General features: G+C 74.1%; 21 protein-coding genes and 2 pseudogenes. 12 read left to right on the forward strand and 11 right to left on the reverse strand.

Features of this window, described 5'->3' with window-relative positions; translation table 11 throughout:
* Window position 1: 1 nt before the first annotated feature.
* Window positions 2–352: a hypothetical protein gene (locus ISOVA_RS02645; RefSeq protein WP_013837716.1), complete on the reverse strand. Its 351-nt coding sequence runs from the start codon at window positions 350–352 to the stop codon at window positions 2–4.
* Between the two features lie 68 nt (window positions 353–420).
* Entirely contained in the window at window positions 421–930 is a 510-nt protein-coding gene (locus ISOVA_RS02650; RefSeq protein ID WP_013837717.1) for a tRNA (cytidine(34)-2'-O)-methyltransferase, read from the reverse strand.
* Window positions 931–1,358: 428 nt separating this feature from the next.
* Here ISOVA_RS02650 and ISOVA_RS16670 point away from each other — a divergent pair, with 428 nt between their 5' ends.
* The gene (locus ISOVA_RS16670; protein WP_186004562.1) at window positions 1,359–1,532 is read left to right on the forward strand and encodes a hypothetical protein; all 174 of its coding nucleotides are present in this window, start codon (window positions 1,359–1,361) and stop codon (window positions 1,530–1,532) included.
* 30 nt (window positions 1,533–1,562) lie between these two features.
* On the opposite strand, the gene ISOVA_RS02655 is transcribed toward ISOVA_RS16670, so the two are convergent.
* On the reverse strand, window positions 1,563–3,458 hold the full coding sequence (locus tag ISOVA_RS02655) for a phosphoenolpyruvate carboxykinase (GTP) (protein WP_013837718.1): 1,896 nt from the start codon (window positions 3,456–3,458) through the stop codon (window positions 1,563–1,565).
* Between the two features lie 110 nt (window positions 3,459–3,568).
* Between ISOVA_RS02655 and ISOVA_RS02660 the strand changes: the two genes are divergently transcribed.
* From ISOVA_RS02660 to ISOVA_RS17410, 3 genes are all read left to right on the forward strand, one after another.
* Window positions 3,569–5,104 carry an XRE family transcriptional regulator gene (locus tag ISOVA_RS02660; RefSeq protein WP_081474798.1) on the forward strand — a complete coding sequence of 512 codons (1,536 nt, stop codon included), beginning with the start codon at window positions 3,569–3,571 and terminating at the stop codon, window positions 5,102–5,104.
* 201 nt (window positions 5,105–5,305) lie between these two features.
* Window positions 5,306–5,761: a DUF4260 domain-containing protein gene (locus ISOVA_RS02665; protein ID WP_013837720.1), complete on the forward strand. Its 456-nt coding sequence runs from the start codon at window positions 5,306–5,308 to the stop codon at window positions 5,759–5,761.
* 289 nt (window positions 5,762–6,050) lie between these two features.
* Window positions 6,051–6,179 (forward strand): hypothetical protein, encoded by a 129-nt coding sequence (locus ISOVA_RS17410; RefSeq protein WP_013837721.1) that lies wholly within the window; start codon window positions 6,051–6,053, stop codon window positions 6,177–6,179.
* A 134-nt stretch (window positions 6,180–6,313) separates the two neighbouring features.
* Here the strand turns inward: ISOVA_RS17410 and ISOVA_RS02670 are convergent, their stop codons facing one another.
* The 4 genes from ISOVA_RS02670 to ISOVA_RS02685 all read right to left on the reverse strand — a co-directional run bounded on the left by ISOVA_RS02670 (window position 6,314) and on the right by ISOVA_RS02685 (window position 11,908).
* Window positions 6,314–7,621: an alpha/beta fold hydrolase gene (locus ISOVA_RS02670; RefSeq protein WP_013837722.1), complete on the reverse strand. Its 1,308-nt coding sequence runs from the start codon at window positions 7,619–7,621 to the stop codon at window positions 6,314–6,316.
* A gap of 151 nt (window positions 7,622–7,772) precedes the next feature.
* Complete coding sequence (gene glpK / locus ISOVA_RS02675; RefSeq protein ID WP_013837723.1) at window positions 7,773–9,287, reverse strand: glycerol kinase GlpK; 1,515 nt, start codon at window positions 9,285–9,287, stop codon at window positions 7,773–7,775.
* A 51-nt stretch (window positions 9,288–9,338) separates the two neighbouring features.
* Entirely contained in the window at window positions 9,339–10,067 is a 729-nt protein-coding gene (locus ISOVA_RS02680; protein WP_013837724.1) for an MIP/aquaporin family protein, read from the reverse strand.
* Window positions 10,068–10,162: 95 nt separating this feature from the next.
* Window positions 10,163–11,908: a glycerol-3-phosphate dehydrogenase/oxidase gene (locus tag ISOVA_RS02685; RefSeq protein ID WP_013837725.1), complete on the reverse strand. Its 1,746-nt coding sequence runs from the start codon at window positions 11,906–11,908 to the stop codon at window positions 10,163–10,165.
* 100 nt (window positions 11,909–12,008) lie between these two features.
* On the opposite strand from ISOVA_RS02685, the gene ISOVA_RS02690 reads away from it, so the two are divergent.
* On the forward strand, window positions 12,009–12,962 hold the full coding sequence (locus ISOVA_RS02690; RefSeq protein ID WP_013837726.1) for a sugar-binding transcriptional regulator: 954 nt from the start codon (window positions 12,009–12,011) through the stop codon (window positions 12,960–12,962).
* Window positions 12,963–13,059: 97 nt separating this feature from the next.
* Entirely contained in the window at window positions 13,060–13,587 is a 528-nt protein-coding gene (locus tag ISOVA_RS02695) for an amino-acid N-acetyltransferase (protein ID WP_041294747.1), read from the forward strand.
* Window positions 13,588–13,594: 7 nt separating this feature from the next.
* Here the strand turns inward: ISOVA_RS02695 and ISOVA_RS02700 are convergent, their stop codons facing one another.
* Complete coding sequence (locus ISOVA_RS02700; RefSeq protein ID WP_013837728.1) at window positions 13,595–14,488, reverse strand: HhH-GPD family protein; 894 nt, start codon at window positions 14,486–14,488, stop codon at window positions 13,595–13,597.
* A 158-nt stretch (window positions 14,489–14,646) separates the two neighbouring features.
* Window positions 14,647–15,036, reverse strand: a complete 390-nt coding sequence (locus ISOVA_RS02705; RefSeq protein WP_013837729.1) for a hypothetical protein — start codon at window positions 15,034–15,036, stop codon at window positions 14,647–14,649.
* Between the two features lie 34 nt (window positions 15,037–15,070).
* Here ISOVA_RS02705 and ISOVA_RS16675 point away from each other — a divergent pair, with 34 nt between their 5' ends.
* Window positions 15,071–15,787 carry a hypothetical protein gene (locus tag ISOVA_RS16675; RefSeq protein WP_013837730.1) on the forward strand — a complete coding sequence of 239 codons (717 nt, stop codon included), beginning with the start codon at window positions 15,071–15,073 and terminating at the stop codon, window positions 15,785–15,787.
* Window positions 15,788–15,838: 51 nt separating this feature from the next.
* On the opposite strand, the gene disA is transcribed toward ISOVA_RS16675, so the two are convergent.
* The gene (gene disA, locus ISOVA_RS02715; RefSeq protein WP_013837731.1) at window positions 15,839–16,924 is read right to left on the reverse strand and encodes a DNA integrity scanning diadenylate cyclase DisA; all 1,086 of its coding nucleotides are present in this window, start codon (window positions 16,922–16,924) and stop codon (window positions 15,839–15,841) included.
* Between the two features lie 9 nt (window positions 16,925–16,933).
* Complete coding sequence (gene radA, locus ISOVA_RS02720) at window positions 16,934–18,382, reverse strand: DNA repair protein RadA (RefSeq protein WP_013837732.1); 1,449 nt, start codon at window positions 18,380–18,382, stop codon at window positions 16,934–16,936.
* Between the two features lie 111 nt (window positions 18,383–18,493).
* Here radA and ISOVA_RS02725 point away from each other — a divergent pair, with 111 nt between their 5' ends.
* The 5 genes and pseudogenes from ISOVA_RS02725 to ISOVA_RS02740 all read left to right on the forward strand — a co-directional run bounded on the left by ISOVA_RS02725 (window position 18,494) and on the right by ISOVA_RS02740 (window position 21,587).
* Window positions 18,494–19,183, forward strand: a complete 690-nt coding sequence (locus ISOVA_RS02725; RefSeq protein ID WP_013837733.1) for a hypothetical protein — start codon at window positions 18,494–18,496, stop codon at window positions 19,181–19,183.
* A gap of 46 nt (window positions 19,184–19,229) precedes the next feature.
* Window positions 19,230–20,066 (forward strand): pyrroline-5-carboxylate reductase, encoded by an 837-nt coding sequence (gene proC / locus ISOVA_RS02730; protein ID WP_013837734.1) that lies wholly within the window; start codon window positions 19,230–19,232, stop codon window positions 20,064–20,066.
* A 69-nt stretch (window positions 20,067–20,135) separates the two neighbouring features.
* Window positions 20,136–20,261, forward strand: a pseudogene (locus ISOVA_RS17415) (helix-turn-helix domain-containing protein); the annotation flags it as partial.
* A gap of 151 nt (window positions 20,262–20,412) precedes the next feature.
* A pseudogene (locus tag ISOVA_RS02735) lies at window positions 20,413–20,868 on the forward strand (ATP-binding cassette domain-containing protein); the annotation flags it as partial.
* A complete protein-coding gene (locus tag ISOVA_RS02740; RefSeq protein WP_013837735.1) occupies window positions 20,865–21,587 on the forward strand; it encodes an ABC transporter permease in 723 nt (240 codons plus the stop codon). The pseudogene ISOVA_RS02735 and the gene ISOVA_RS02740, both read left to right, overlap by 4 nt.
* Window positions 21,588–21,622: the final 35 nt, after the last annotated feature.

Genomic DNA, 21,622 nt, shown 5'->3' on the forward strand with positions numbered 1-21,622 from the left:
GTCAGCCGTGCAGCGTCGGGCGGTAGACGAGCTCCTGGATGCGGCCGTCGTAGGTGCGCGACTCGAGGAGCTCGAGGTCGAAGTCGGCCGCGTCGCGCAGGACCGGTGACGTGCCGGTCCGGCCGGTGATGACCGGGTCGATCTCGTCCTCGGGGATGCCGCCGATCAGCGTCATGAACTGCCGGAAGGTCGTGGCCCCGAGGACCATGCGCTGGTCCTCGCCGACCACGTCGGCCCGGTGGTCGAGGAACTCCGGGCCCTGCTTGCCCCAGTAGCCGCCCCAGTCGCCGCCGTCGAACGACCCGAAGCCGTCGAGCGTGGTGAAGACGTCGAAGGTGTAGAGCGCGGTCATGGTGCTCCTCCCGTGGGTCCGTGTGGGTGCAGACCGTGGAGGGGAGCGGGACGAATCGTCGCGACGGATCAGGCGCCGGCGAACCCCGTCTGGCGCCACGCCTCGTAGACCGCGATCGACGCCGCGTTGGTGAGGTTGAGCGAGCGGCGGCCCGGCAGCATCGGGATCCTCAGCTGGTCGGTGAGGCGCGGGTGCGCGAGGACGTCGTCCGGCAGGCCCGTCGGCTCGGGACCGAAGAGCAGCACGTCGCCGTGGCGGTACGTCACGTCGGTGTACGACGTCGTCGCGCGGGTCGTGAAGGCGAACACCCGAGCGTCGGGCGTCCCGGCGAGCACGGCCTCGAACGCGGCGTCGAGCGACGGGTGCACGTCCATGACGGCGAGGTCGTGGTAGTCCAGGCCCGCGCGCTTGAGCTTGGCCTCGGACAGGTCGAAGCCAAGCGGCTCGACGAGGTGCAGCCGCGCACCCGTGACCGCGGCGAGCCGGATCGCCGATCCCGTGTTGCCGGGGATGCGCGGCTCGAAGTACACGACGTGGAGGAACGGGTCGGCGGGCGGTGCGGGGGTCGGCTCGGGCACGACGCCGATTCTCCCACCCGTCGTGCTCGCCCCCCTTTTCGCGAGGTCGTACCGCCGGTCCCGACGTCGTACCCGGGGAGTACGACCTCGAGACCGGCGGTACGACCTCGCGGAAGGGAACCTGGGCCGACTACGCTGGTGCGCATGACGAGGCGTACCGACTGGTGGCGGCTGCACGAGCAGCCGTGACCTGACGCGCCCCGCCGCACCCACCGAGTCCCGAGCTGCCCGCCGCAGCCCGGGACTCGTCGTCTTCCGCGTTCTTCCGGCGCGCCCGGTCGGACGCCGAGCGCCGCATCACGTACGAGCCGCAGGCCCGCCCGGAGATCGCCAACCTCCTGCGGATCGGGGCGCACTTCGCGGGCACGACGCCGGAGGCGCTCGCGGAGTCGGTCGGCGCGGCCGGCGCGGGGCGGCTCAAGGAGGTCGTGACCGAGGCCGTCGTCGAGGGCCTGCGGCCGCTGCGTGCCCGACGCCGGTCCCTCGCCGCGGACGCCGACGGCGTCGTCCGGGACGTGCTCGCCCGGGGGAACGCGCGCGCGAACGCCCTGGCGGACGGGGTCCTGGCCGACGTCCGCGAGCTCATGGGGACGGTCTACTGACCGGCGCGGACGCCGCCGAGTGCGCGTGCGTCAGGCCAGGCGCTCGCGCAGCCGGGCGAGCTGGGCCCAGAGCTGCGCGGGGACGCGGTCGCCGAACGTCTCGAAGAACTCGGCGGTCAGCTCGGTCTCGCGGCGCCACGGCTCGGCGGGCACGTCGAAGAGCGCGGCCAGGTCGTCGTCGGACAGCTCGAGCCCGTCGGTGTCGAGCGCCCCGGGGTCAGGCAGCAGCCCGACGGGGGAGTGGACGGCGCCCGCGTCGGTCCGCAGGCCGCGCGAGCGGTCGAGCTGCTCGACCATCCACTTGACGACGCGCGCGTTCTCGCCGAACCCGGGCCAGAGGAACCGGCCGTCGGGGCCCTTGCGGAACCAGTTGACCTGGAAGACCTTGGGCCGCTTGTCGGGGTCGAGGCCCTGGCCCACGCGCAGCCAGTGCGCCCAGTGGTCGGCCATGTTGTAGCCGCAGAACGGCAGCATGGCGAACGGGTCGCGGCGAAGCTCGCCGACGGTTCCCTCTGCGGCCGCGGTCTGCTCGGACGAGATGGTCGCGCCCATGAAGACGCCGTGGTCCCAGCTCAGCGCCTGCGTCACGAGCGGCACGTTCGACGCGCGGCGGCCGCCGAACACGATCGCGTCGACCGGGACGCCGGCCGGGTCCTCCCAGCAGTCGGCGATGGTGGGGCACTGCGCGGCCGCGACCGTGAACCGCGAGTTGGGGTGCGCGGCCGGGCGGCCGGAGTCCGGCGTCCAGTCCTGGCCCTGCCAGTCGACCAGGTGCGCGGGCGGCTCGGGCGTCAGGCCCTCCCACCACACGTCGCCGTCGTCGGTCAGCGCGACGTTCGTGAAGATGACGTCGTGCGTGAGCGTCTCGACGGCGGTCGGGTTGGTCACGACGCCGGTCCCGGGCGCGACGCCGAAGAAGCCCGCCTCGGGGTTGATCGCGCGCAGGGACCCGTCCGGGCCGGGGCGCATCCACACGATGTCGTCGCCGAGCGTCTCGACGGTCCAGCCGGGGATGGTCGGGCGCAGCATCGCGAGGTTCGTCTTGCCGCACGCGCTGGGGAACGCCGCGGCGACGTGGTACTTGCGCCCCTCGGGGGACGTGACCCGGATCAGCAGCATGTGCTCGGCGAGCCAGCCCTCGTCACGGGCCATAACCGAGGCGATGCGCAGCGCGAAGCACTTCTTGCCGAGCAGCGCGTTGCCTCCGTAGCCCGAGCCGTACGACCAGATCTCGCGAGTCTCGGGGTAGTGGACGATGTACTTCGTGTCGTTGCACGGCCACGGGACGTCCTCCTCGCCCGGGGCGAGCGGCGCGCCGACCGAGTGCACGGCCGGCACCCACTGCCGGCCGGCGTCGATGAGGCGCAGCACCTCGGACGACACGCGCGTCATGACGTGCATCGACACGACGACGTAGGGCGAGTCGGTGATCTCGATGCCGACCTGCGAGATCGGCCCGCCGACCGGGCCCATCGAGAACGGCACCACGTACATGGTGCGGCCGCGCATCGACCCGGCGAAGACGTCGCGCAGCTCGGCGCGCATCTCCTCGGGCGCGCGCCAGTTGTTGGTCGGGCCGGCGTCCTGCTCGCGCTCCGAGCAGATGAAGGTGCGCGACTCGACGCGCGCGACGTCGGACGGGTTCGAGCGCGCGAGGTACGAGTTGGGGCGCTTCTCCTCGTTCAGGCGGATCAGCGTGCCGGCGTCGACCATGAGGTCGATCAGGCGCTGCTTCTCGGCGGCAGAACCGTCGCACCACACGACCTCGTCGGGCTGGGTCAGCTCGGCGATCTCGGCGACCCAGGCCCGCGGGTCGGCCGGGCGGTGCGCGGTGGGCAGGCCGCCGGTCGAGCTCGCGGGTGCGACGTCGGGCACGAGCTCGGCGAGGGCGAGTCGGGTCCGGCGCGGGTTCGCTGTGAAGGTCATGACGTGCTCCGTCCGTCCAGTGAGGTCCTGGTTCCAGCCTGCGCCGGACCGAGGCGGCTTACCAGCCGTGACGGCGTGAAGATTCGTCGATCTTCACGTACGGTGAAACCATGTCTGCGAGACGCCAGGAATCCGGCTCGACGCGAGTACCGCCGTCGGGCGCGTACGGGACGAGGGCGGAGCTCGTGCCGGGCGCGGAGGCGCCGGACCTCATCACGCTCGGCCGGCGCATCCGGCACGCGCGCACGTCGCGCGGGCTGACGCTCGACGCGCTCAGCGAGCGCGTGGGCTCGGCGCCGAGCCTCCTGTCGCTCGTCGAGAACGGGCGCCGCGAGCCCCGCCTGTCGCTGCTGCGAGCGATCGCCGAGGCCCTCGACGTGCCGCTCGCCGACCTGCTCGCCGCCGAGCCGCCGTCGCGCCGCGCCGAGCTCGAGATCGCGCTCGAGCGTGCCCAGCGCGGACCCCTGTTCGCGGCGCTCGGCCTGCCCGCCATCAAGCCGAGCCAGAAGCTGCCCGTGCCGGTGCTCGAGCAGCTCGTCGGCCTGCACGCCGAGATCGCCCGGCGCGAGGAGGAGGCGATCGCGACGCCCGAGGAGGCGCGGCGGGCCAACACCGAGCTGCGCCTGGAGCGCCAGGCCCGCGACAACCACCTGCCGCAGATCGAGGCGATCGCCGAGGACATGACGCGGCGGGCCGGCTACACGGGCGGTGCGCTCATGCACCGGACGGTCGCGCGCATGGCCGAGGCCCTGGGGCTGACGATCCTGCACGTCGACGACCTGCCCCGCTCCGCGCGGTCGGTCACCGACTGGCGCAACGGACGGATCTACCTGCCGCCCGCGTCCATCCCGGGCGGGCACGGGCTGCGCTCGCTCGCGCTGCAGGCCATCGCGCACCGCGTGCTGGGCCACGAGCGGCCCCGCTCGTACGCCGAGTTCCTGCGCCAGCGGGTCGAGATCACGTACTTCGCGGCGGCGTGCCTCATCCCGCAGTCGTTCGCGGTCGACTTCCTGTCGCAGCGCAAGCGCGAGAAGGACCTCGCCGTCGAGGACTTCCGCGACGCGTTCGGCGTGACGCACGAGGCCGCGGCGATGCGGCTGACGAACCTCGCGACGGTGCACCTCGGCATCCCGCTGCACTTCCTGCGCGTGGGCGACGACGGCGCCCTGTTCCGCGGATACGCGAACGACGGGCTGCCGCTGCCCATGGACGTCACCGGCGCGATCGAGGGCCAGCTCGTGTGCAAGTGGTGGGCGGGGCGCGAGGCCTTCGCGCGCCGCGACCGCGCGACGGAGTCCTACCAGTACACCGACACCCCGGCCGGCACCTTCTGGGACTCCGTGCAGACCGGCGCGGCCGCCGACGGGCGGCAGTTCTCCGTGACCGTCGGCGTCCCGTACGCGCACGCGAAGTGGTTCCGCGGCCGCGACACCCAGGTGCGCCGGAAGTCCACGTGCCCCGACCCGGCGTGCTGCCAGCGCCCGCCGGTCGACCTCGCCGCACGATGGGAGGGCGTGTCGTGGCCGAGCGCCCGCATGCACCAGCAGATCCTCGCCGCGCTGCCCCGGGGCGTCTTTCCCGGCGTCGACGACACCGAGGTGTACTCGTTCCTCGAGCGCCACGCTCCGGACCACCCCACGACGTAGCACTGCACTCGCGAGGTAGCGCTCGAGCCGGCGAGGTAGCGCGTTCTGCCGCGACGTAGCGCTCGAGCCGGCGAGGTAGCGCGTTCTGCCGCGACGTAGCGCTCGAGCCGGCGAGGTAGCGCGTTCTGCCGCGACGTAGCGCGGCACGAACCTCCGATCGGAGGATGTGCCCGCCCGACGTCGGCCGCTAGCGTGCGGCGCATGAGCGACGACGCGCGCGACGAGGCGACCCAGCCCCTGCCGCAGCCGACGACCGACCTCACCCGCCCGCGCGTCGTCCTGCGTGCCGAGGCGCTGCTCGTCGCCGTGGGCCTCGTGTGGGCCGCGTGGCTGCTCGTGCCGGCGACGTGGTGGGTGCTGTTCGCGGCGTTCCTGCTGTTCGACCTGTCGGCGCTCGGCTACCTGCGGGGCCCGCGCGTCGGCGCGATCGTCTACAACCTCGGGCACTCGTACGTCGGGCCGCTGCTCCTCGGCGCGCTCGCGGTCGGTCTCGCCCTCGGGGCCGGTTCGGCCTCCGCCCAGGCGTTCTGCGCGACGGCGGCACTCGCCTGGGCGTTCCACGTCGCCGTCGACCGTGCGCTGGGGTTCGGCCTCAAGGAACCGGACTCGTTCCATCACACGCACCTCGGCATGCTGCCGCGCCGCCCGACGAGCTAGGGCGCGGGCGCCGCGACACCGCGACCGATCACCGGTAGGAGTGCCCCATGACGCTGACCGACGACGTCGTCGAGGCTCCCGTCCCGCACGAACGACGGCGGTGGGTCGCCGCGGGGGTGGTGCTCGCGGCGGTGGCCGCCGCGATCGGAGCCGAGCACGACCCGCGGGCCGCGTTCTGGGCCGACGCCGAGGTTCTCGGACCCGACGGGTTCGACCTCGAGCCGGGCGAGACGGTCATGATCGCGCTCGTCGTCGACGTCGACGCCTCGGGCGCACAGTTTGCACGACGGTGCACTACAGCGTCGGACCGTTCCCGCACCGCGGCTGGTACCCGATGTACACGCGGGTGCTCGGCGAGCACGAGCCCGAGTGCACCGACGAGATGTTCGACGAGATGGTCGCCGCGGACGGTCGGTGACGCCGTCCGCGCGGCTACGGCCCGTGGGAACGCGCTACCTCGCGGGGTGGTGCGCTACCTCGCGGGTTGCAGCGCTACCTCGCGCGAGAACGCGCTACCTGGGCGATTTCAGCGCTACCTCGCCGGGTGGTGCGCTACTTCGGCGTCGCGCCGCGGGCGTCCATGCGTTCGAGCAGGCGCGCGAACACGTCGCCCATCCGGAGGCCGTCGTGCTCGAACTCGTTGGTCACCCAGGCGCGCGCGTTGCCGACGTGGGCGGCGGTCTCGAGCGACAGGCCGGCGTCGACGAACATGTCGTCGAAGTACACGGCGGCCTCGACCGGCACCTCGTTGGCGGCGAGCCTCTCCAGGTCGTACAGGTCCGGCCAGTCGGCGCGCGCGGCCAGCGCCTCCGCCGCCTCGCGGAACGGCCGCAGCGCCGCGACCTGCTCGAACATCCAGGGGTAGATCATCTCGCCGGTGAGCAGCAGCGGCCGGGCGTCGGCGGCGAAGCGCGGGTCGCCGTCGCGCACCTGCTGCGCGGCCCACGCCGTCGGACCCGTCGACGACTGCGCGTAGATCGACTCGTGCAGGACGGCGTACATCGGGTTCGCGGCGAAGCCGGTCTCGTCCTGGACCGCGGCGAGGAAGGTGTCGGTCAGCTCGTCGGGCGAGGCGTCGTCGAACGCCTCGTCGACGATCCAGTGGATGCGCTCGAAGCCCGGCCCCATGCCGAGGTCCATGCCCAGCGACTGGACGCGCTCGACCGTGAGCACGTCGCCGCCAGGCAGCCGGACGTCGCCGGCCGCGACCCGGTCGGCGACGCGCGCCAGCCGCTCGGCGTCGTGCGGGTAGCGCTCCCGGTAGCGGGCGTTCTTCGCGACGACGCGCTCCTGCGTGCGCTCGTAGACCTCCCGGGCGCTCGCCGTCAGGCCGGCGAGCCCACCTGTGACGAAGGACGCCGCCAGCCCCTCGGGCGCCTGCGACAGGTACGTCAGCGTGATGAAGCCGCCGTACGACTGGCCGAGCGAGCACCACCGCCGGCCGCCGTAGACCGTCTTCCGCACGTGCTCGGCGTCGGCGACGATCGAGTCGGCCCGGAAGTGCGTCAGGTGCTCGGCCTGCTCGGCGCCGGTGCCGAGCGCCTGCAGCGCCGCGGCCCGCACGGCCGAGGACCGGCCGGTGCCGCGCTGGTCGAGCAGCACCACGCGGAAGCGCTCGAGGGCCGTCCCCAGCCAGCCGTCGGGCCCGGTCGGCCGCGGGCCCTTGCCACCCGGCCCGCCCTGGAGGAACACGAGCAGCGGCAGGTCGTCGTCCTTGCGCTGCGGCGCCACGAGCTCGCGCACGAAGACGGTCAGCGAGCGCCCGTCGTCGGGCCGCGACCAGTCGAGCGGCACGCGGAGCGTCCTGTCGGTGACGTGCAGGCCGGGGATCGTGTACTCGACGGTGGAGGTGACGGTCACCCGATCACCCTACGGGCAGCAGCCGACCAGACGAGCGGCGGGGAAGGACCTCGTGCGGGCGGCCGTATCTCTCCCGAAGTGGAGGGCGCCCTGCGCCCGTGAACGCGGCCGCCCGCACGAGGTCCTTCCCCGCCGCGGGCACGAACGACGACTACTGCACGTCCTCGTCCACCCAGTCGAACGTCTTCGTCACGGCCTTCTTCCACTGCCGGTAGAGCCGCTCGCGCTCGTCCTCGGCCATGGACGGCGACCAGCGCTTGTCCTCGGCCCAGTTGGCGGTGACGTCCTCCTCGCCGTTCCAGAACCCGACGGCGATGCCCGCCGCGTACGCGGCACCGAGCGCCGTCGTCTCGGCGACCTTGGGCCGCACGACGTCGACGCCGAGCTGGTCGGCCTGGAACTGCATGAGCAGCTCGTTGGCGACCATGCCGCCGTCGACCTTGAGCTCGGTGAGGTCGACGCCCGAGTCGGCGTTCATGGCGTCCATGACCTCGCGCGTCTGGTAGGCCGTGGCCTCGAGCGCCGCGCGCGCGATGTGGTTGCGGTTGACGTACCGGGTGAGGCCGACGAGCGCGCCGCGCGCGTCGGGCCGCCAGTACGGCGCGAACAGGCCGGAGAACGCGGGCACGAAGTACGCGCCGCCGTTGTCGTCGACCTTGCCCGCGAGCCACTCGATGTCGGGCGCGTCGGTGAACAGACCCAGGTTGTCGCGGAGCCACTGCACGAGAGAGCCGGTGACGGCGATCGAGCCCTCGAGCGCGTACACCTGCGGGGCGTCGCCGATCTTGTAGCAGACCGTCGTGAGCAGGCCGTTCTTGCTCGGGACCTTCTCGGTGCCCGTGTTGAGGAGCATGAAGTTGCCGGTGCCGTACGTGTTCTTCGCGGTGCCGACCTCGAAGCACGCCTGGCCGAACGTGGCCGCCTGCTGGTCGCCGAGGATGCCGGCGATCGGCACGCCGGGCACCATGCCGCGGGGGCGGCCCTGGCCGTACACCTCGGACGACGAGCGGATCTCGGGCAGCATCGACAGCGGGATGCCCATGTCGGCCGCGATGTCCTCGCGCCACGACAGCGTGTCGAGGTCCATGAGCATGGTGCGCGAGGCGTTGGTGACGTCGGTGACGTGCACGCCGCCCTCGACGCCGCCGGTCATGTTCCACAGGACCCACGTGTCGGTGTTGCCGAAGAGCAGGTCGCCGCGCTCGGCGGCCTCGCGGGCGCCGTCGACGTTGTCGAGGATCCACTTGATCTTGGGACCCGAGAAGTACGTCGCGAGGGGCAGGCCGACGATCGACTTGTACTTGTCGGCCCCGACGTCGCCGCCCAGCTCGTCGACGATCGCCTGCGTGCGCGTGTCCTGCCAGACGATCGCGTTGTACACGGGCTTGCCCGTCGTCCGGTCCCACACGACGGCGGTCTCGCGCTGGTTGGTGATGCCGATCGCGGCGAGGTCGGTGTGGGTGAGGTTGGCGCGGGTCAGGGCGAGGCCGACGACCTCGCGCACGTTGTTCCAGATCTGCTCGGGGTTGTGCTCGACCCAGCCCGCCCTGGGGAAGATCTGGTCGTGCTCGAGCTGGCCGGTCGAGATGATACGGCCCGAGTGGTCGAAGATGATGGCACGCGAGCTCGTCGTGCCCTGGTCGATGGCGAGGACGTAGTCAGCCATGGTGGGGGTCCTTCACGTCGTCGTGGGTAGGTGCTGTCGGACAGGGGACGGTCAGGCGATGGCGTTCGCGACGAGGCCGGCGAGGACGCCGCCGACGATCGGGCCGACGACCGGGACCCAGGAGTAGCCCCAGTCGCTCGGGCCCTTGCCGCGGATCGGCAGGACGGCGTGGGCGATGCGCGGGCCGAGGTCGCGGGCCGGGTTGATGGCGTACCCCGTGGGGCCGCCGAGGCTCGCGCCGATGCCGGTCACGAGGAGGGCCGCCGCCAGCGGACCCAGGTCTCCGGGCCAGTTGGCGAACTGCAGGATGACGAAGACGAGGACGAACGTGCCGACGACCTCGGTCACGAGGTTCCACGTGTACGAGCGCAGCTCGGGGCCGGTCGAGAAGACCGCGAGCTTGATCGGGCCGGGCGCCTCCTCGTCGAAGTGCTTCTTGTAGGTCAGGAAGGCGAGCGCCGCGCCGATGAACGCGCCGACCATCTGGGCGGCGATGTAGATCAGGGCGTTGCCGAAGTTCGCCTCGATCCCCGGTCCGAACTCGTCGGCACCGTTGGCCAGGATCCCGAGCGTCACGGCCGGGTTGATGTGGGCGCCGCTGTTGAAGGCCACGAAGACGCCGGAGAACACCGCCAGGCCCCACCCGAAGTTGATCAGCAGCCAACCGCCGCCGAAGCCCTTCGTCTTGGGCAGGATCACGTTCGCCACGACGCCGCAGCCGAGGAGCAGGAGCATCATCGTGCCCAGCATCTCGGTGAGGAAGATCTGGCCTGTTGACATTGCCGTCTCGCTTTCTCGAATGACTTCCTTGTCAGGTCGCCGGCGCGGCGGCCCTCGGCGTCGAGGGGTCGGCGCGCCGTCGTTCGGGGGCCCGCTCAGGTGCGGAGCGGGCGCATGGCCGCGACGTCCGCGGCCCGTCGTCGGGCGGCCTCGGCCGCGGCGTCGTCGCTCTCGAGCGCGGCGGCGCGCTCGGCCTCGACGATCGAGGTGTAGGCCGCGATCTCGCGCTCGCGCGCGGCGTCGTCCCAGCCGAGCAGCGGTCCGGCGACGTCGGCGATCTCCGGCAGCGCGGCGAGCCCGCTGTCCGGCACCTCGTAGATCAGGCGCGTGCGGTGCAGCAGGAGGTCCTCGAGGTGCAGCGCGCCCTCGTGGCTCACGCCGTAGTGGACCTCGGCGCGCAGGTAGGCGGGCGCGTGCTCGAGCGGGCGCGCGAGCGACGCGTCTGCCTCGCACAGCTCGACGATCTCGCGCAGGTTGGACCCGTACCGGTGCAGCAGGTGGTCGACCATGGCGGGCGTCCAGCCGTAACGCTGCGCCCACGCGCGCGCCTGGCGCTGCACGGCCTGCAGGCCGACCGCGCCGAGCAGCGGGATGCGGTGCGTGATGGACGGCAGCGCCGACGCCCGGGAGCCGATCGCGAAGTCGATCGCGTCCTTGGCCATGACCCGGTACGTCGTGAGCTTGCCGCCCGCGATGACGGTCAGGCCGGGCGCGGGGGAGGCGACGGTGTGCTCGCGCGACACCTTGGCGGAGGAGGTGCCCTCCTTGGTGCCGGGCTGCAGCAGCGGGCGCAGGCCCGCGTAGGTGCCGATGACGTCGTCGCGCGACAGCGGGTGCGCGAGCACCGCGTTGGCGTGGTCGAGCACGTAGTCGATGTCCGTCGCGGTCGCGACGGGGTGCACGGGGTCGAGGTTCCAGGGCGTGTCGGTCGTGCCGATGATCCAGTACCGCGACCACGGGATGATGAACAGCACGGACTTCTCGGTCTGCAGGATCAGGCCGACCTGGCCCTTGATCCGCTCGCGCGGCACGACGATGTGGATGCCCTTGGACGCCAGCACGTGCAGGCCGCCCTGGTCGCCGGCGAGCGCCTCGGTGTCCTCGGTCCACACACCGGTGGCGTTGACGACGTGGCGGGCGCGGACCGTGATCTCGCGGCCGGTCTCGAGGTCGACGACGACGGCGCCGTTGACCGCGCCGGTGGCGCTCTTGGTCAGCTCGACCACCTGGGTGCGCGACGCCGCGTGCGCGCCGTAGCTCGCGGCGGTGCGCACGAGCGTCGCGACGAGGCGCGCGTCGTCGACCGACGCGTCCCAGTACTGCACGGCGCCGATCGCGGCGTCGTGCGCGAGGTCGGGGAACTTGCGGGCGATCGCGCGCCGCGTGAGGTGGCGGTGGATCGGCATGGCCCGGCGTCCCGGCGCGATCGCCGCCAGCGTGTCGTACAGCGCGATGCCGGCGCCGACGTAGGCGCGCTCCCACACGCGGTGCTCGAGCGGGTAGAGGAAGGGGACCGGGCGCACGAGGTGCGGCGCGAGCTCCTTGAGCAGCAGGTCGCGCTCGGTGAGCGCCTCGTGCACGAGGTGGAAGTCGAGCATCTGCAGGTACCGCAGGCCGCCGTGCACCAGCTTGCTGCTGCGGCTCGAGGTGCCCGACGCCCAGTCCTGCGCCTCGACGACGGCCGTGGACAGCCCGCGGGTCACGGCGTCGAGCGCGATCCCCGCGCCGGTCACGCCGCCACCCACGACGAGCACGTCGAGCTCGCCGGTCGCCTCGCGCGACGCGTCGAGCGCCGCCAGCGCCTGCTCGCGCGACTCGGCCGTGAGTCGTGTGGACGCCATCGTTGTCCCCTCCCCGTCGACGACGGTCCGACCTCAGCATCCCTGGCACGTTCGCGCAACCGCTGTGCACGAACGTGCAGCCGTGGCAGAGTGGGGCGCCATGACGACCGATCGCGAGCGCGACGTGCTCATGGCCGCGACGATGTACTACCTCCAGGACATGAAGATGGAGACCATCGCGCGGCACCTGCGCACCTCCCGCTCGACGGTCTCGCGGCTCATCAAGCACGCGCGCCAGACCGGCGTCGTCGAGATCACGCTGCGGCCCGCGCACTCGCGCGCACCCGGCCTCGGCAAGGAGATCTCGGCCGCGTACGGCATCGACGCCTACGTCGTTCCCGTGCCGGACTCCGCGGACGACGAGGCGCGGCTCGACCAGGTCGCCATCGCGACCGCGCGCCTGCTCGCCCGCTGGTACGACTCCGGCATGGTGCTCGGCATCGCGTGGGGCACGACGCTCGCGGCGATCGCGCACCACCTGCACCACAAGGCCACCCGCGGCTCCGCCGTCGTGCAGCTCAACGGCGCCGCGAACACGCGCACGTCGGGCGTCGGCTACGCGGGCGAGATCATCGCGGCGTTCGGGTCCGCGTTCGACGCCCAGGTGCACCACTTCTCGGTCCCGGCGTTCTTCGACTACGCCGAGACGAAGTCGGCGATGTGGCGCGAGCGTTCGGTGCGCCGCGTGCTCGACGTGCAGGCCCAGGCCGACATCGCCCTGTTCTCCGTGGGAGCCGTGTCGGGCGGCGTGCCGTCGCACGTGTACGCGGCCGGGTACCTCGACCCGGAGGACGTCGCGGTGCTCGATGCCGAGGGCGTGGTCGGCGACGTGTGCACGGTCTTCCTGCGTGCCGACGGCACCTACCGCGACATCCCGATCAACGCGCGCGCGTCCGGCCCGACGCCGCACCAGCTGCGCCGCATCCCGCGGCGGCTGTGCGCGGTCGCGGGCGACAACAAGGTCGCCCCGCTGCGCGCGGCGCTCGCGGCCGGCGTCGTGACCGACCTCGTGCTCGACGAGCTCACCGCGGTCCGGCTCGTCGACGGCTCGTGACGCGTGCCCACCACGGGACCCGTGCCCACCACGGGACCCGTGCCCACCACGTGGCGCGTCCCGCGGGCACCCGGTGGCGCCGTCGTACAGTGACGCGGTGACCAGCGACGCCTCGTTCACCGTCCGCCCCGCGCTGCCGGCGGACATGCGGGCGGTGCGTGCGCTCGTCGAGCCGTACGCGCAGGAGCGCATCCTGCTCGCCAAGGAGATGGTCGGCTACTACGAGGCCGTCCAGGAGTTCCTCGTCGCGCAGGAGGTGCCCGACGACGGCACCCCTGGCGCGGTGATCGGGTGCGGGGCGCTGCACGTCATGTGGGACGACCTCGCCGAGGTCCGCACGCTCGCGGTCGACCCGGCCTGGCGCGGGCGCGGCGTCGGGCACGCGCTCGTCGAGGCGCTGCTCGACCGGGCGCGGGCGCTCGGCCTGCGCCGCGTGTTCTGCCTGACGTTCGAGGTCGAGTTCTTCACGGCGCACGGGTTCCGCGAGATCGACGGCACGCCCGTGACGCCCGAGGTCTACGCCGAGCTGCTGCGCTCGCACGACGACGGCGTCGCGGAGTTCCTCGACCTCGCCCGCGTCAAGCCGAACACCCTCGGCAACTCGCGCATGCTGCTCGACCTGTGAGCCCGGCTCAGGCGGGTGCGAGGGGGAGCGCGTAGCGCCCGTCGGCGCCCTGCTCGACGAGCCCGTCCTCGACGAGCCCGGCGAGGCACCGCTCGACCTGGGCCGGGTCCTTGCCGACGTCCGCGAGCAGGTCGCGGTGCACCGGTCCGGTCGCGCCGCGCAGCACCGCCATCACGCGGCCGCGCACCTGCCGGTCGGTGCCGTGCCACGCCTGCACCCGGCGGCGGCCGGCGTGCGCGTCGGGCGGGTGGCCGGCGGCCCGCCAGGTGCACAGGTCGCGCACCGGGCACGCGCCGCACCGCGGGGCGCGCGCGGTGCACACCACCGCACCGAGCTCCATCGACGCGGCGGCCCAGCGTGCCGCGGTGACGTCCTCGGGCGGGGCCACGGTCTCGGCGAGCGTGCGCTCGGCGACCGTGTACGACGGCGCGGGCAGCGCGGCGCCGGCGACCGTGCGCGCGAGCAGGCGGCGCACGTTGGTGTCGACGACGACGGCGCGGCGGCCGAACGCGAACGCCCGCACCGCCGCGGCCGTGTACTCGCCGACGCCGGGCAGCGCGCGCAGCGCGGCCTCGTCGTCGGGCACCTCGCCGCCGTGACGGTCGACGATCGTCCGGGCGCACTCGGCGAGCCGCAGCGCGCGCCGCGGGTAGCCGAGGCGGTCCCACGCGCGCAGCACGTCGGCGGTCGAGGCGGCAGCGAGGTCGGTCGGCGTCGGCCAGCGGGACATCCACGTGCGCCAGACCGGTTCGACCCGCACGACGGGCGTCTGCTGGAGCATCACCTCGCTCACCAGCACGCCCCATGGCGTCCGGTCGGGGCTGCGCCAGGGCAGGTCGCGCGCGACGTCGTCGTACCAGGTGGTGACCCGGTCCACGAGTCGGGCGTGGTCGGTGGGCACGAGCGACCATTCTGGCCCACGGCCGGCCGTCTGGCGACCCCCGCGTGCGCGCGAGGGCCGTCGCCTGAGACGATGTGCGGCGCGGCTCCGGGGACGGGGCGCGCCGGCGTCGTACGGTGGCGCCGACCGTGGTGGGCACGTACCGGACGACCGTCGGCTCAGGTCTGGAGGAGAGGGAAGCGCGTGGCATCTGCGGACGACCGGCGACGCGGCGGCGGCACGCCGCGCGGACGCTCGACGTCCCGCGGCTCCGGCGCGAAGAAGCCCGCCCCGCGCTCCTCGTCGGGTCGCGGTGCGTCGTCGCGCTCGTCGTCCACCCGGAGCACGGCGGCCCGGGGCACGTCGACGCGCGGCGCGTCCACCCGCTCCGGTGCGACGCCGTCGAGGTCCTCGTCCTCGTCGTCCGCCCGCCGCGGGGAGCGCGCCGTCGCGACGACGTCGTACCTCCAGGCGCCCGGCAGCGCGTCGCGCGCGGGCGCCCGGTCGAACCGCTCGTCGTCACGCGCCTCAGGAGCCCGGCGGGGCTCCGCCCGGCGTCGCGCCGACACCGGACGCCGTCGCCCCGGGACGCTCGCGCTGCTCGTGGCCGCCGCGCTCGTGGCCGCCGGCACGTTCGGCGGGTACGGCATCGGCCGCGCCGTCGAGGCGGTGCGCGAGGCCTGGCCCGACCCGGGTCCGCAGCTGCTCGCCGACAAGGCCGTGCCGCCCGAGCCGCTCGACGTGTCCGGCCCGGCCGGCACGTGCACCGCGCAGGAGGTCGACCTCACCCTGACGGCCGGCGCCACGTCCGTCCGCGAGGGCGAGCCGCTCGTCTTCACCGTGGGGGTCGAGAACGTGGGCCGCGTCCCGTGCCTGTTCGACGGCGGTGCGGCGAGCCTCGCGGTGACGATCACCGACGCGTCGGGCGAGGACCGCGTGTGGTCGTCGGCCGACTGCGCGAGCGGGACCCAGGAGCTCATGCTCGGCCCGGGCGACGCCGCGCCCCCGCGCGAGGTGCGGTGGTCCTCCGTGCGGACCGTGCCGGGCTGCGAGGGCGGTCAGCCGCCCGTGACGCCGGGGACGTACCAGGCCAAGGTCACCATGGCCGACGTGCCGGGTGCGGAGAGCGACGTCGTGACGTTCACGGTGGCCGCGCCCGCGAGCGCGTCCCCGACCCCGAGCCCCGAGCCGTCCGCGGCCGAGCCGAGCGCGGAGCCGAGCGCCGCGCCGACGGCCGAGGACGCCGAGAAGGACAGGGGCAAGCCCGACGACGCGGAGGACCGGCCGCGCGGCGGGGAGAACAACGGCAAGAAGCCCTAGCTGTCAGAGAGGTGGTGGGCTCCAGCCCACCACCTTTCTGACACGGGAGGGTCAGACGTAGCGCTCGAGGATGCTCGACTCGGCCAGGCGGGACAGGCCCTCGCGGATCGCGCGGGCGCGCTGCTCGCCCACGCCGTCGACGGCCATGAGGTCGTCGACGCTCGCGGCGAGGAGCTTCTGCAGCCCGCCGAAGTGCGCGACGAGCCGGTCGATGACGGCCGACGGCAGGCGCGGGACCTTGGACAGCAGGCGGAAGCCGTGCGGCGCGACCGCGGCGTCGAGCGCCACGCCGCCGCCTGGCAGGCCGAGCACGCGGCCGACGTGGCCGAAGTCGAGCAGCTGCGCGGAGTCGAGCGCCGCGAGGTCGGCCTGCACGTCGGCCAGGGACCGGCCCGAGCGCTCGAGGTCCACGTAGTCGCGCACGACGAGGTCGCGGTCGGCGCCGATGCCACCGATGAGCTCGTCGAGCTGGAGCGCGAGCAGGCGGCCGTCGACGCCGAGCTCGATGACGTAGCCGTCGATCTCCTCGGAGATGCGGCGCACCATCTCGAGGCGCTGGACGACGGAGCACACGTCGCGCACCGTGACCAGGTCCTCGATCTCGAGGGCCGACAGCGTGCCGGACACCTCGTCGAGCCGCGCGCGGTACCGCTCGAGCGTGGCGAGCGCCTGGTTGGCGCGCCCGAGGATCGTGTCGGAGTCCTCCAGCACGTGGCGGACGCTGCCGACGTAGATCGCCACGATCCGCATCGACTGGCTCACCGAGATGACGGGGTAGCCCGTCTGCTTGGCGACGCGCTCGGCCGTGCGGTGGCGGGTGCCGGACTCGCTCGTCTCGATCGAGGGGTCGGGCAGGAGCTGGACCGCGGCGCGGCGGATGCGCATCGCGTCCCGGTCGAGCACGACGGCGCCGTCCATCTTCGACAGCTCGCGCAGCCGCGTGGCGGAGAACTCGACGTCGAGCACGAACCCGCCGGAGCAGATCTCCTCGACCGTCCTGTCGAGGCCCAGCACGATGAGGGCGCCCGTCCGGCCGCGCAGGATGCGCTCCAGCCCGTCGCGCAGCTCCGTCCCGGGAGCCACCGCTGCCAGGGTCTCCCTGAGCAGGGCGTCGGGGTGCGCGTTGGAAGGGGCCACCACCGCATCCTACGATGCGGGGCGGTCCGACGGCCGTTCGCGTCCGCGCGCGGGAGCGGCCCCGGCCAGCTCGACCGCCTCGGCGATGTGCCGTGCCTCGAGGACCTGGAGGCCCGCGGGGGCCGTCATGGCCGTCCCGGCGGGCACGACGGCGCGCACGAACCCGAGCCGCGCGGCCTCGCTGAGCCGTCGGTCGATCGCCGTGACCGGCCGGATGTCGCCCGCCAGCCCGACCTCGCCCACCGCGACGGTGCCGGGCGGCAGCGCCTCGCCCGTGCGCGCCGAGACGATCGCGAGCGCCGTCGCGAGGTCGGCGGCGGGCTCGGTGACGCGCGCGCCGCCGATCGTCGAGACGTACACGTCCTGGTCGGCCAGCCGCAGGCCGCCGTGCCGGTGCAGGACCGCGAGGATCATCGCGAGGCGCGACGACTCGAGGCCGCTCGTGGTACGGCGCGGGTTCGCCAGCGGCGACGGCGCGACGAGCGACTGGATCTCGAGCGCGAGCGGACGCCGTCCCTCGACCGTCACGGTCACGCACGTGCCGGGCACGCCCGCGCCGAGGTGCGACAGGAAGAGCCCGCTCGGGTCGCTCAGCCCGACGATCCCGGACTCGGACAGCTCGAAGCAGCCGACCTCGTCCGTGGGGCCGTACCGGTTCTTCACCGCGCGCACCATGCGCAGGCGCGAGTGCCGGTCGCCCTCGAACTGGCACACGACGTCGACGAGGTGCTCGAGCGTGCGCGGCCCGGCGACCGTGCCGTCCTTGGTCACGTGGCCGACGAGCAGCACGGGCACCTGGCGCTCCTTGGCGGCCGCGATGAGCGCCGCCGCGACCTCGCGCACCTGGCTCACGCCGCCGGGCGCGCCGTCCACCTCGGCGGAGGCGATGGTCTGCACCGAGTCGACGACGAGCAGCGCCGGCTCGGAGGCCTCGACGTGGCCCAGCACCGTGGCGAGGTCGGTCTCGGCCGCGAGCAGCAGGCTCGGGGCGAGCGCCCCGACGCGCTCGGCCCGCAGCCGCACCTGCCCCGCAGACTCCTCGCCGGTGACGTAGAGGACCGTGCGGGCGTCGACGCCGTCGAGACCGCGCGCGTAGTTGGACGCGACCGACAGCAGCAGCGTCGACTTGCCGACGCCCGGCTCGCCCGCGAGCAGCACGACCGCGCCGGGCACGAGCCCCCCGCCCAGCACGCGGTCGAGCTCGGCGACGCCCGTCGGCACCGCCCGGGCGGCGTCGATGTCGATCTCCGCGATGGGCCGCGCCGGCGAGCGGGTCGGCGTCACGGCGACCGTGCGCGGGCCGGCCGCGGCGGGACCCTCCTCGGTCACCGTGCCCCACGCCTGGCACTCGCCGCAGCGGCCGGCCCACTTCGCCGTCGTCCAGCCGCACTCGGTGCAGCGGTACGCGGGCCGGGACGCCTTGGTCGCGCGCGCGGCGCGCGTCGTCGAGGTGCTCACGCCGACACACGCTAGGGGCAGCCACCGACAGGACCGTCCGCGGACGTACCGTGCAGAAGGTCTATGGTTCCGTCAGCCCGGCAGAACGGGCCGGCGCACGAGAGGACGACGATGAGCGGTCAGCGGACGGGCGGCAGCCGTCCCAGTTATCTCTCCCCGGACTACCGGTCGCCGGGCGACCGCGTGCACCGGCGGCCGTCCGCCGCGGTGCTGCGCCGGCGCCGCCGCGTCGTGGCCGGGCTCGCGCTCGGCGTCGTGCTGCTCGTCGCCGTGCTCACCGCGTTCGTGTGGCCCGGGTTCGCGCGGTCCGACGACCCCACGCCGGCCGCCACCGTGACGGCCCCGCCGCCGACGCCGACCGTCGAGCCGACCGGCCGGCCGGAGAACCAGACCGCGCTGCTCACCGCGCTGCCCGACACCGTCCTCCAGCTGGCGCTGCGGGCGGTCGAGCCGCGCGCCGACTGGGAGGACGAGCGCGACGCGGTCGAGGCATGGACGCTCGCGTACGCGGACGGGCCGGACGCGAACGCCGCGGGCGCCGCCGTCGTGCGGCTCGTCGTGGGCCAGTGGGGCGACGAGCGCACGGCCGGCGGGGTGCTCGACGACCTGCTCGCCGACGCGGGCGAGGCCACGATGTCGGGCGACGTGACGGTCGACGGCGAGAGCGCGGGCACGTACGCGGTCACGCCGGGCGCCGAGGACGGCACGGCGGTCGTCACGTGGCGCAACGGAACCGTCGTCCTGCAGGCGACGGGGCCGGCCGGGCTCGTCGAGGACTTCTACTCGGCGTTCCCGCTGTAGCGCCGCGCGGGCTCCGGGAGGGGCGCCGCCGCGTACGGTTGTCCCCGTGGACGAGCAGATCACGGGGATCACCGGGACGCGCGTGGCGTTCTGCGGCACGGGCAACATGGGCGAGGCGGTGCTCGCGGGCGCTCTCGCGAGCGGGGTCGCGCCGGGCGACGTCGTCGCGACCGTGCGCCGGGACGGGCGCGCGGGCGAGCTCGAGGCCCGCTACGGCGTGCGTACGACCACGGACAACGCGGCGGCGGTCGCGGACGCGCGCGTCGTCGTGGTCGGGGTCAAGCCGAAGGACGTCGCCGCGATGCTCGCGTCGATCGGGCCTGCGCTCGCGCCCGGCGCCGTGGTCGTGAGCGTCGCCGCCGGCCTGCCGCTGCGCTTCTTCGAGGAGCGCCTGCCCGCGGGGACGGCCGTCGTGCGCGCCATGCCCAACACGCCGGCCCAGGTGGGCGCGGGCGTCACCGCGATCGTGGGCGGCTCCGCGGCGAGCGACGAGGACCTCGCGCTCGTCGAGGGCATCCTGTCGGGCTCGGGCCTGGTGGTCCGGGTCGCCGAGAAGGACATGGACGCCGTCGGGGCGCTCGCCGGCTCGGGCCCGGCCTACGTGTTCTACGTGGTCGACGCGATGGCCGAGGCGGGCGTGCTGCTCGGCCTGACGCGCGACGTCGCGCGCACGCTCGCGGTGCAGACCGTGCTCGGGGCCGGCCGGCTGCTCGACGAGACCGGCGAGCACCCGGTGACGCTGCGCGAGCGCGTGTCCTCGCCGGGCGGGACCACGGTCGCGGCGCTGCGGCGGCTCGACGACCGGGGCGTGCGCGCCGCGTTCCTCGACGCGCTCGAGGCGGCCCGGGACCGGGCGCGCGAGCTGGCGGCCGAGCTGGGCTGAGCCGTGCCCGACGCCGCCATCCCGAGCCGTCGCGGGCGCCGGCCCGCGGGCCAGGACACGCGCGCGCTCGTGCTGACCGCGGCGCGGGAGGGGTTCCTCGAGCGCGGGTACGACGCCGCGTCGCTGCGCGGCGTCGCGCGGCGGGCCGGTGTCGACCCGGGCACCGTGCGGCACTGGTTCGCGGACAAGGCCCACCTGTTCACCGCGACGCTCGGGCTCGCCGACGTCGACCCGGCGGCGATCGTGCGCGCGGCCGCCGACGGTCCGGTCGACACGCTCGGGGAGCGGCTCGTGCGCGCCGTCGTGGGCGTGTGGGACACCGAGTACGGCGAGACGGTGCGGCTCGCGCTACTTCGCCCGCCTCGCCGGGGTGCCGGCGTCGGGCACCCGCGAGGCGGTGGCCCGGGTGGTGGCGACCGTCGACCTCGGCGGGCACGAGAAGCAGCGGGTCGGCACGCTCTCGGGCGGCGAGCTGTCGCGGGTCTCGCTCGCGGCGGCGCTCGTCGGCGAGCCCGAGCTGCTCGTGCTCGACGAGCCGACGGTCGGCCTCGACCCCGTGCTGCGGCGCGACCTGTGGGACACGTTCCGTCGGCTCGCGGCCGACGGTCGCACGCTGCTCGTGTCGAGCCACGTCATGGACGAGGCCAATCGGTGCGACCGGCTGCTGCTCCTGCGCGACGGCGCGCTCGTCGCCGACACGACGCCCGACGAGCTCCTGCGCACGACCGGCGCCCCTGACGCCGAGCGGGCGTTCCTCGCGCTCGTCGAGCGCGCCCCGCAGGAGGGGGTGACGGCACGATGACGCTCACGTGGACCACCGCGGCCCGGGTGCTCGCCCAGCTGCGCTTCGACCACCGCACGGTCGCTCTCATCCTCGTGCTCCCGTGCCTGCTGCTCGGGCTCGTCGCGTGGATGTTCGACGGCACGCCGGTGCTCGACCAGTTCGGCCCCGTGCTCGTCGGGCTCTTCCCGCTCGTCGTGATGTTCCTCGTGACGAGCGTCGCCACGCTGCGCGAGCGGCAGTCCGGCACCCTCGAGCGGCTCATGACGACGCCGCTGGGCAAGGGCGACTTCGTCGGTGGCTACGCCCTTGCCTTCGCTACGCTCGCGCTCGTCCAGGCGCTCGTGGTCGTCGGGTTCGCGACGCTCGTCCGCATGGACGTCGCGGGGCCCATGTGGCTCGTGATCGTCGTCGCGCTGCTCGACGCCGTGCTCGGCTCCTGCCTGGGGCTGGCGGCGTCCGCGCTCGCGCGCAGCGAGTTCCAGGCCGTGCAGATGATGCCGGCGATCATCTTCCCGCAGCTCATCACGTGCGGGCTGCTCATGCCGCGCGGCCAGATGCCGCAGGTGCTCGAGTGGCTCTCCCGGGCGTTCCCGCTCACCTACGCCGTCGAGGCCATGCAGGACCTCGCCGCCGGGGGAGAGTGGGTCGACGTGCGCGGCGCCGTGGGCGTGATCGTCGCGTTCATCGTGGGTGCGGTCGTGCTCGGCGTCGCGACGCTCCGCCGTCGCACCCCCTGACCGCGAGGTAGCGCTCTCGGCCGCGAGGTAGCGCG

Origin of the sequence: Isoptericola variabilis 225 (assembly GCF_000215105.1) — a bacterium.
Classification (GTDB): domain Bacteria; phylum Actinomycetota; class Actinomycetes; order Actinomycetales; family Cellulomonadaceae; genus Isoptericola; species Isoptericola variabilis_A.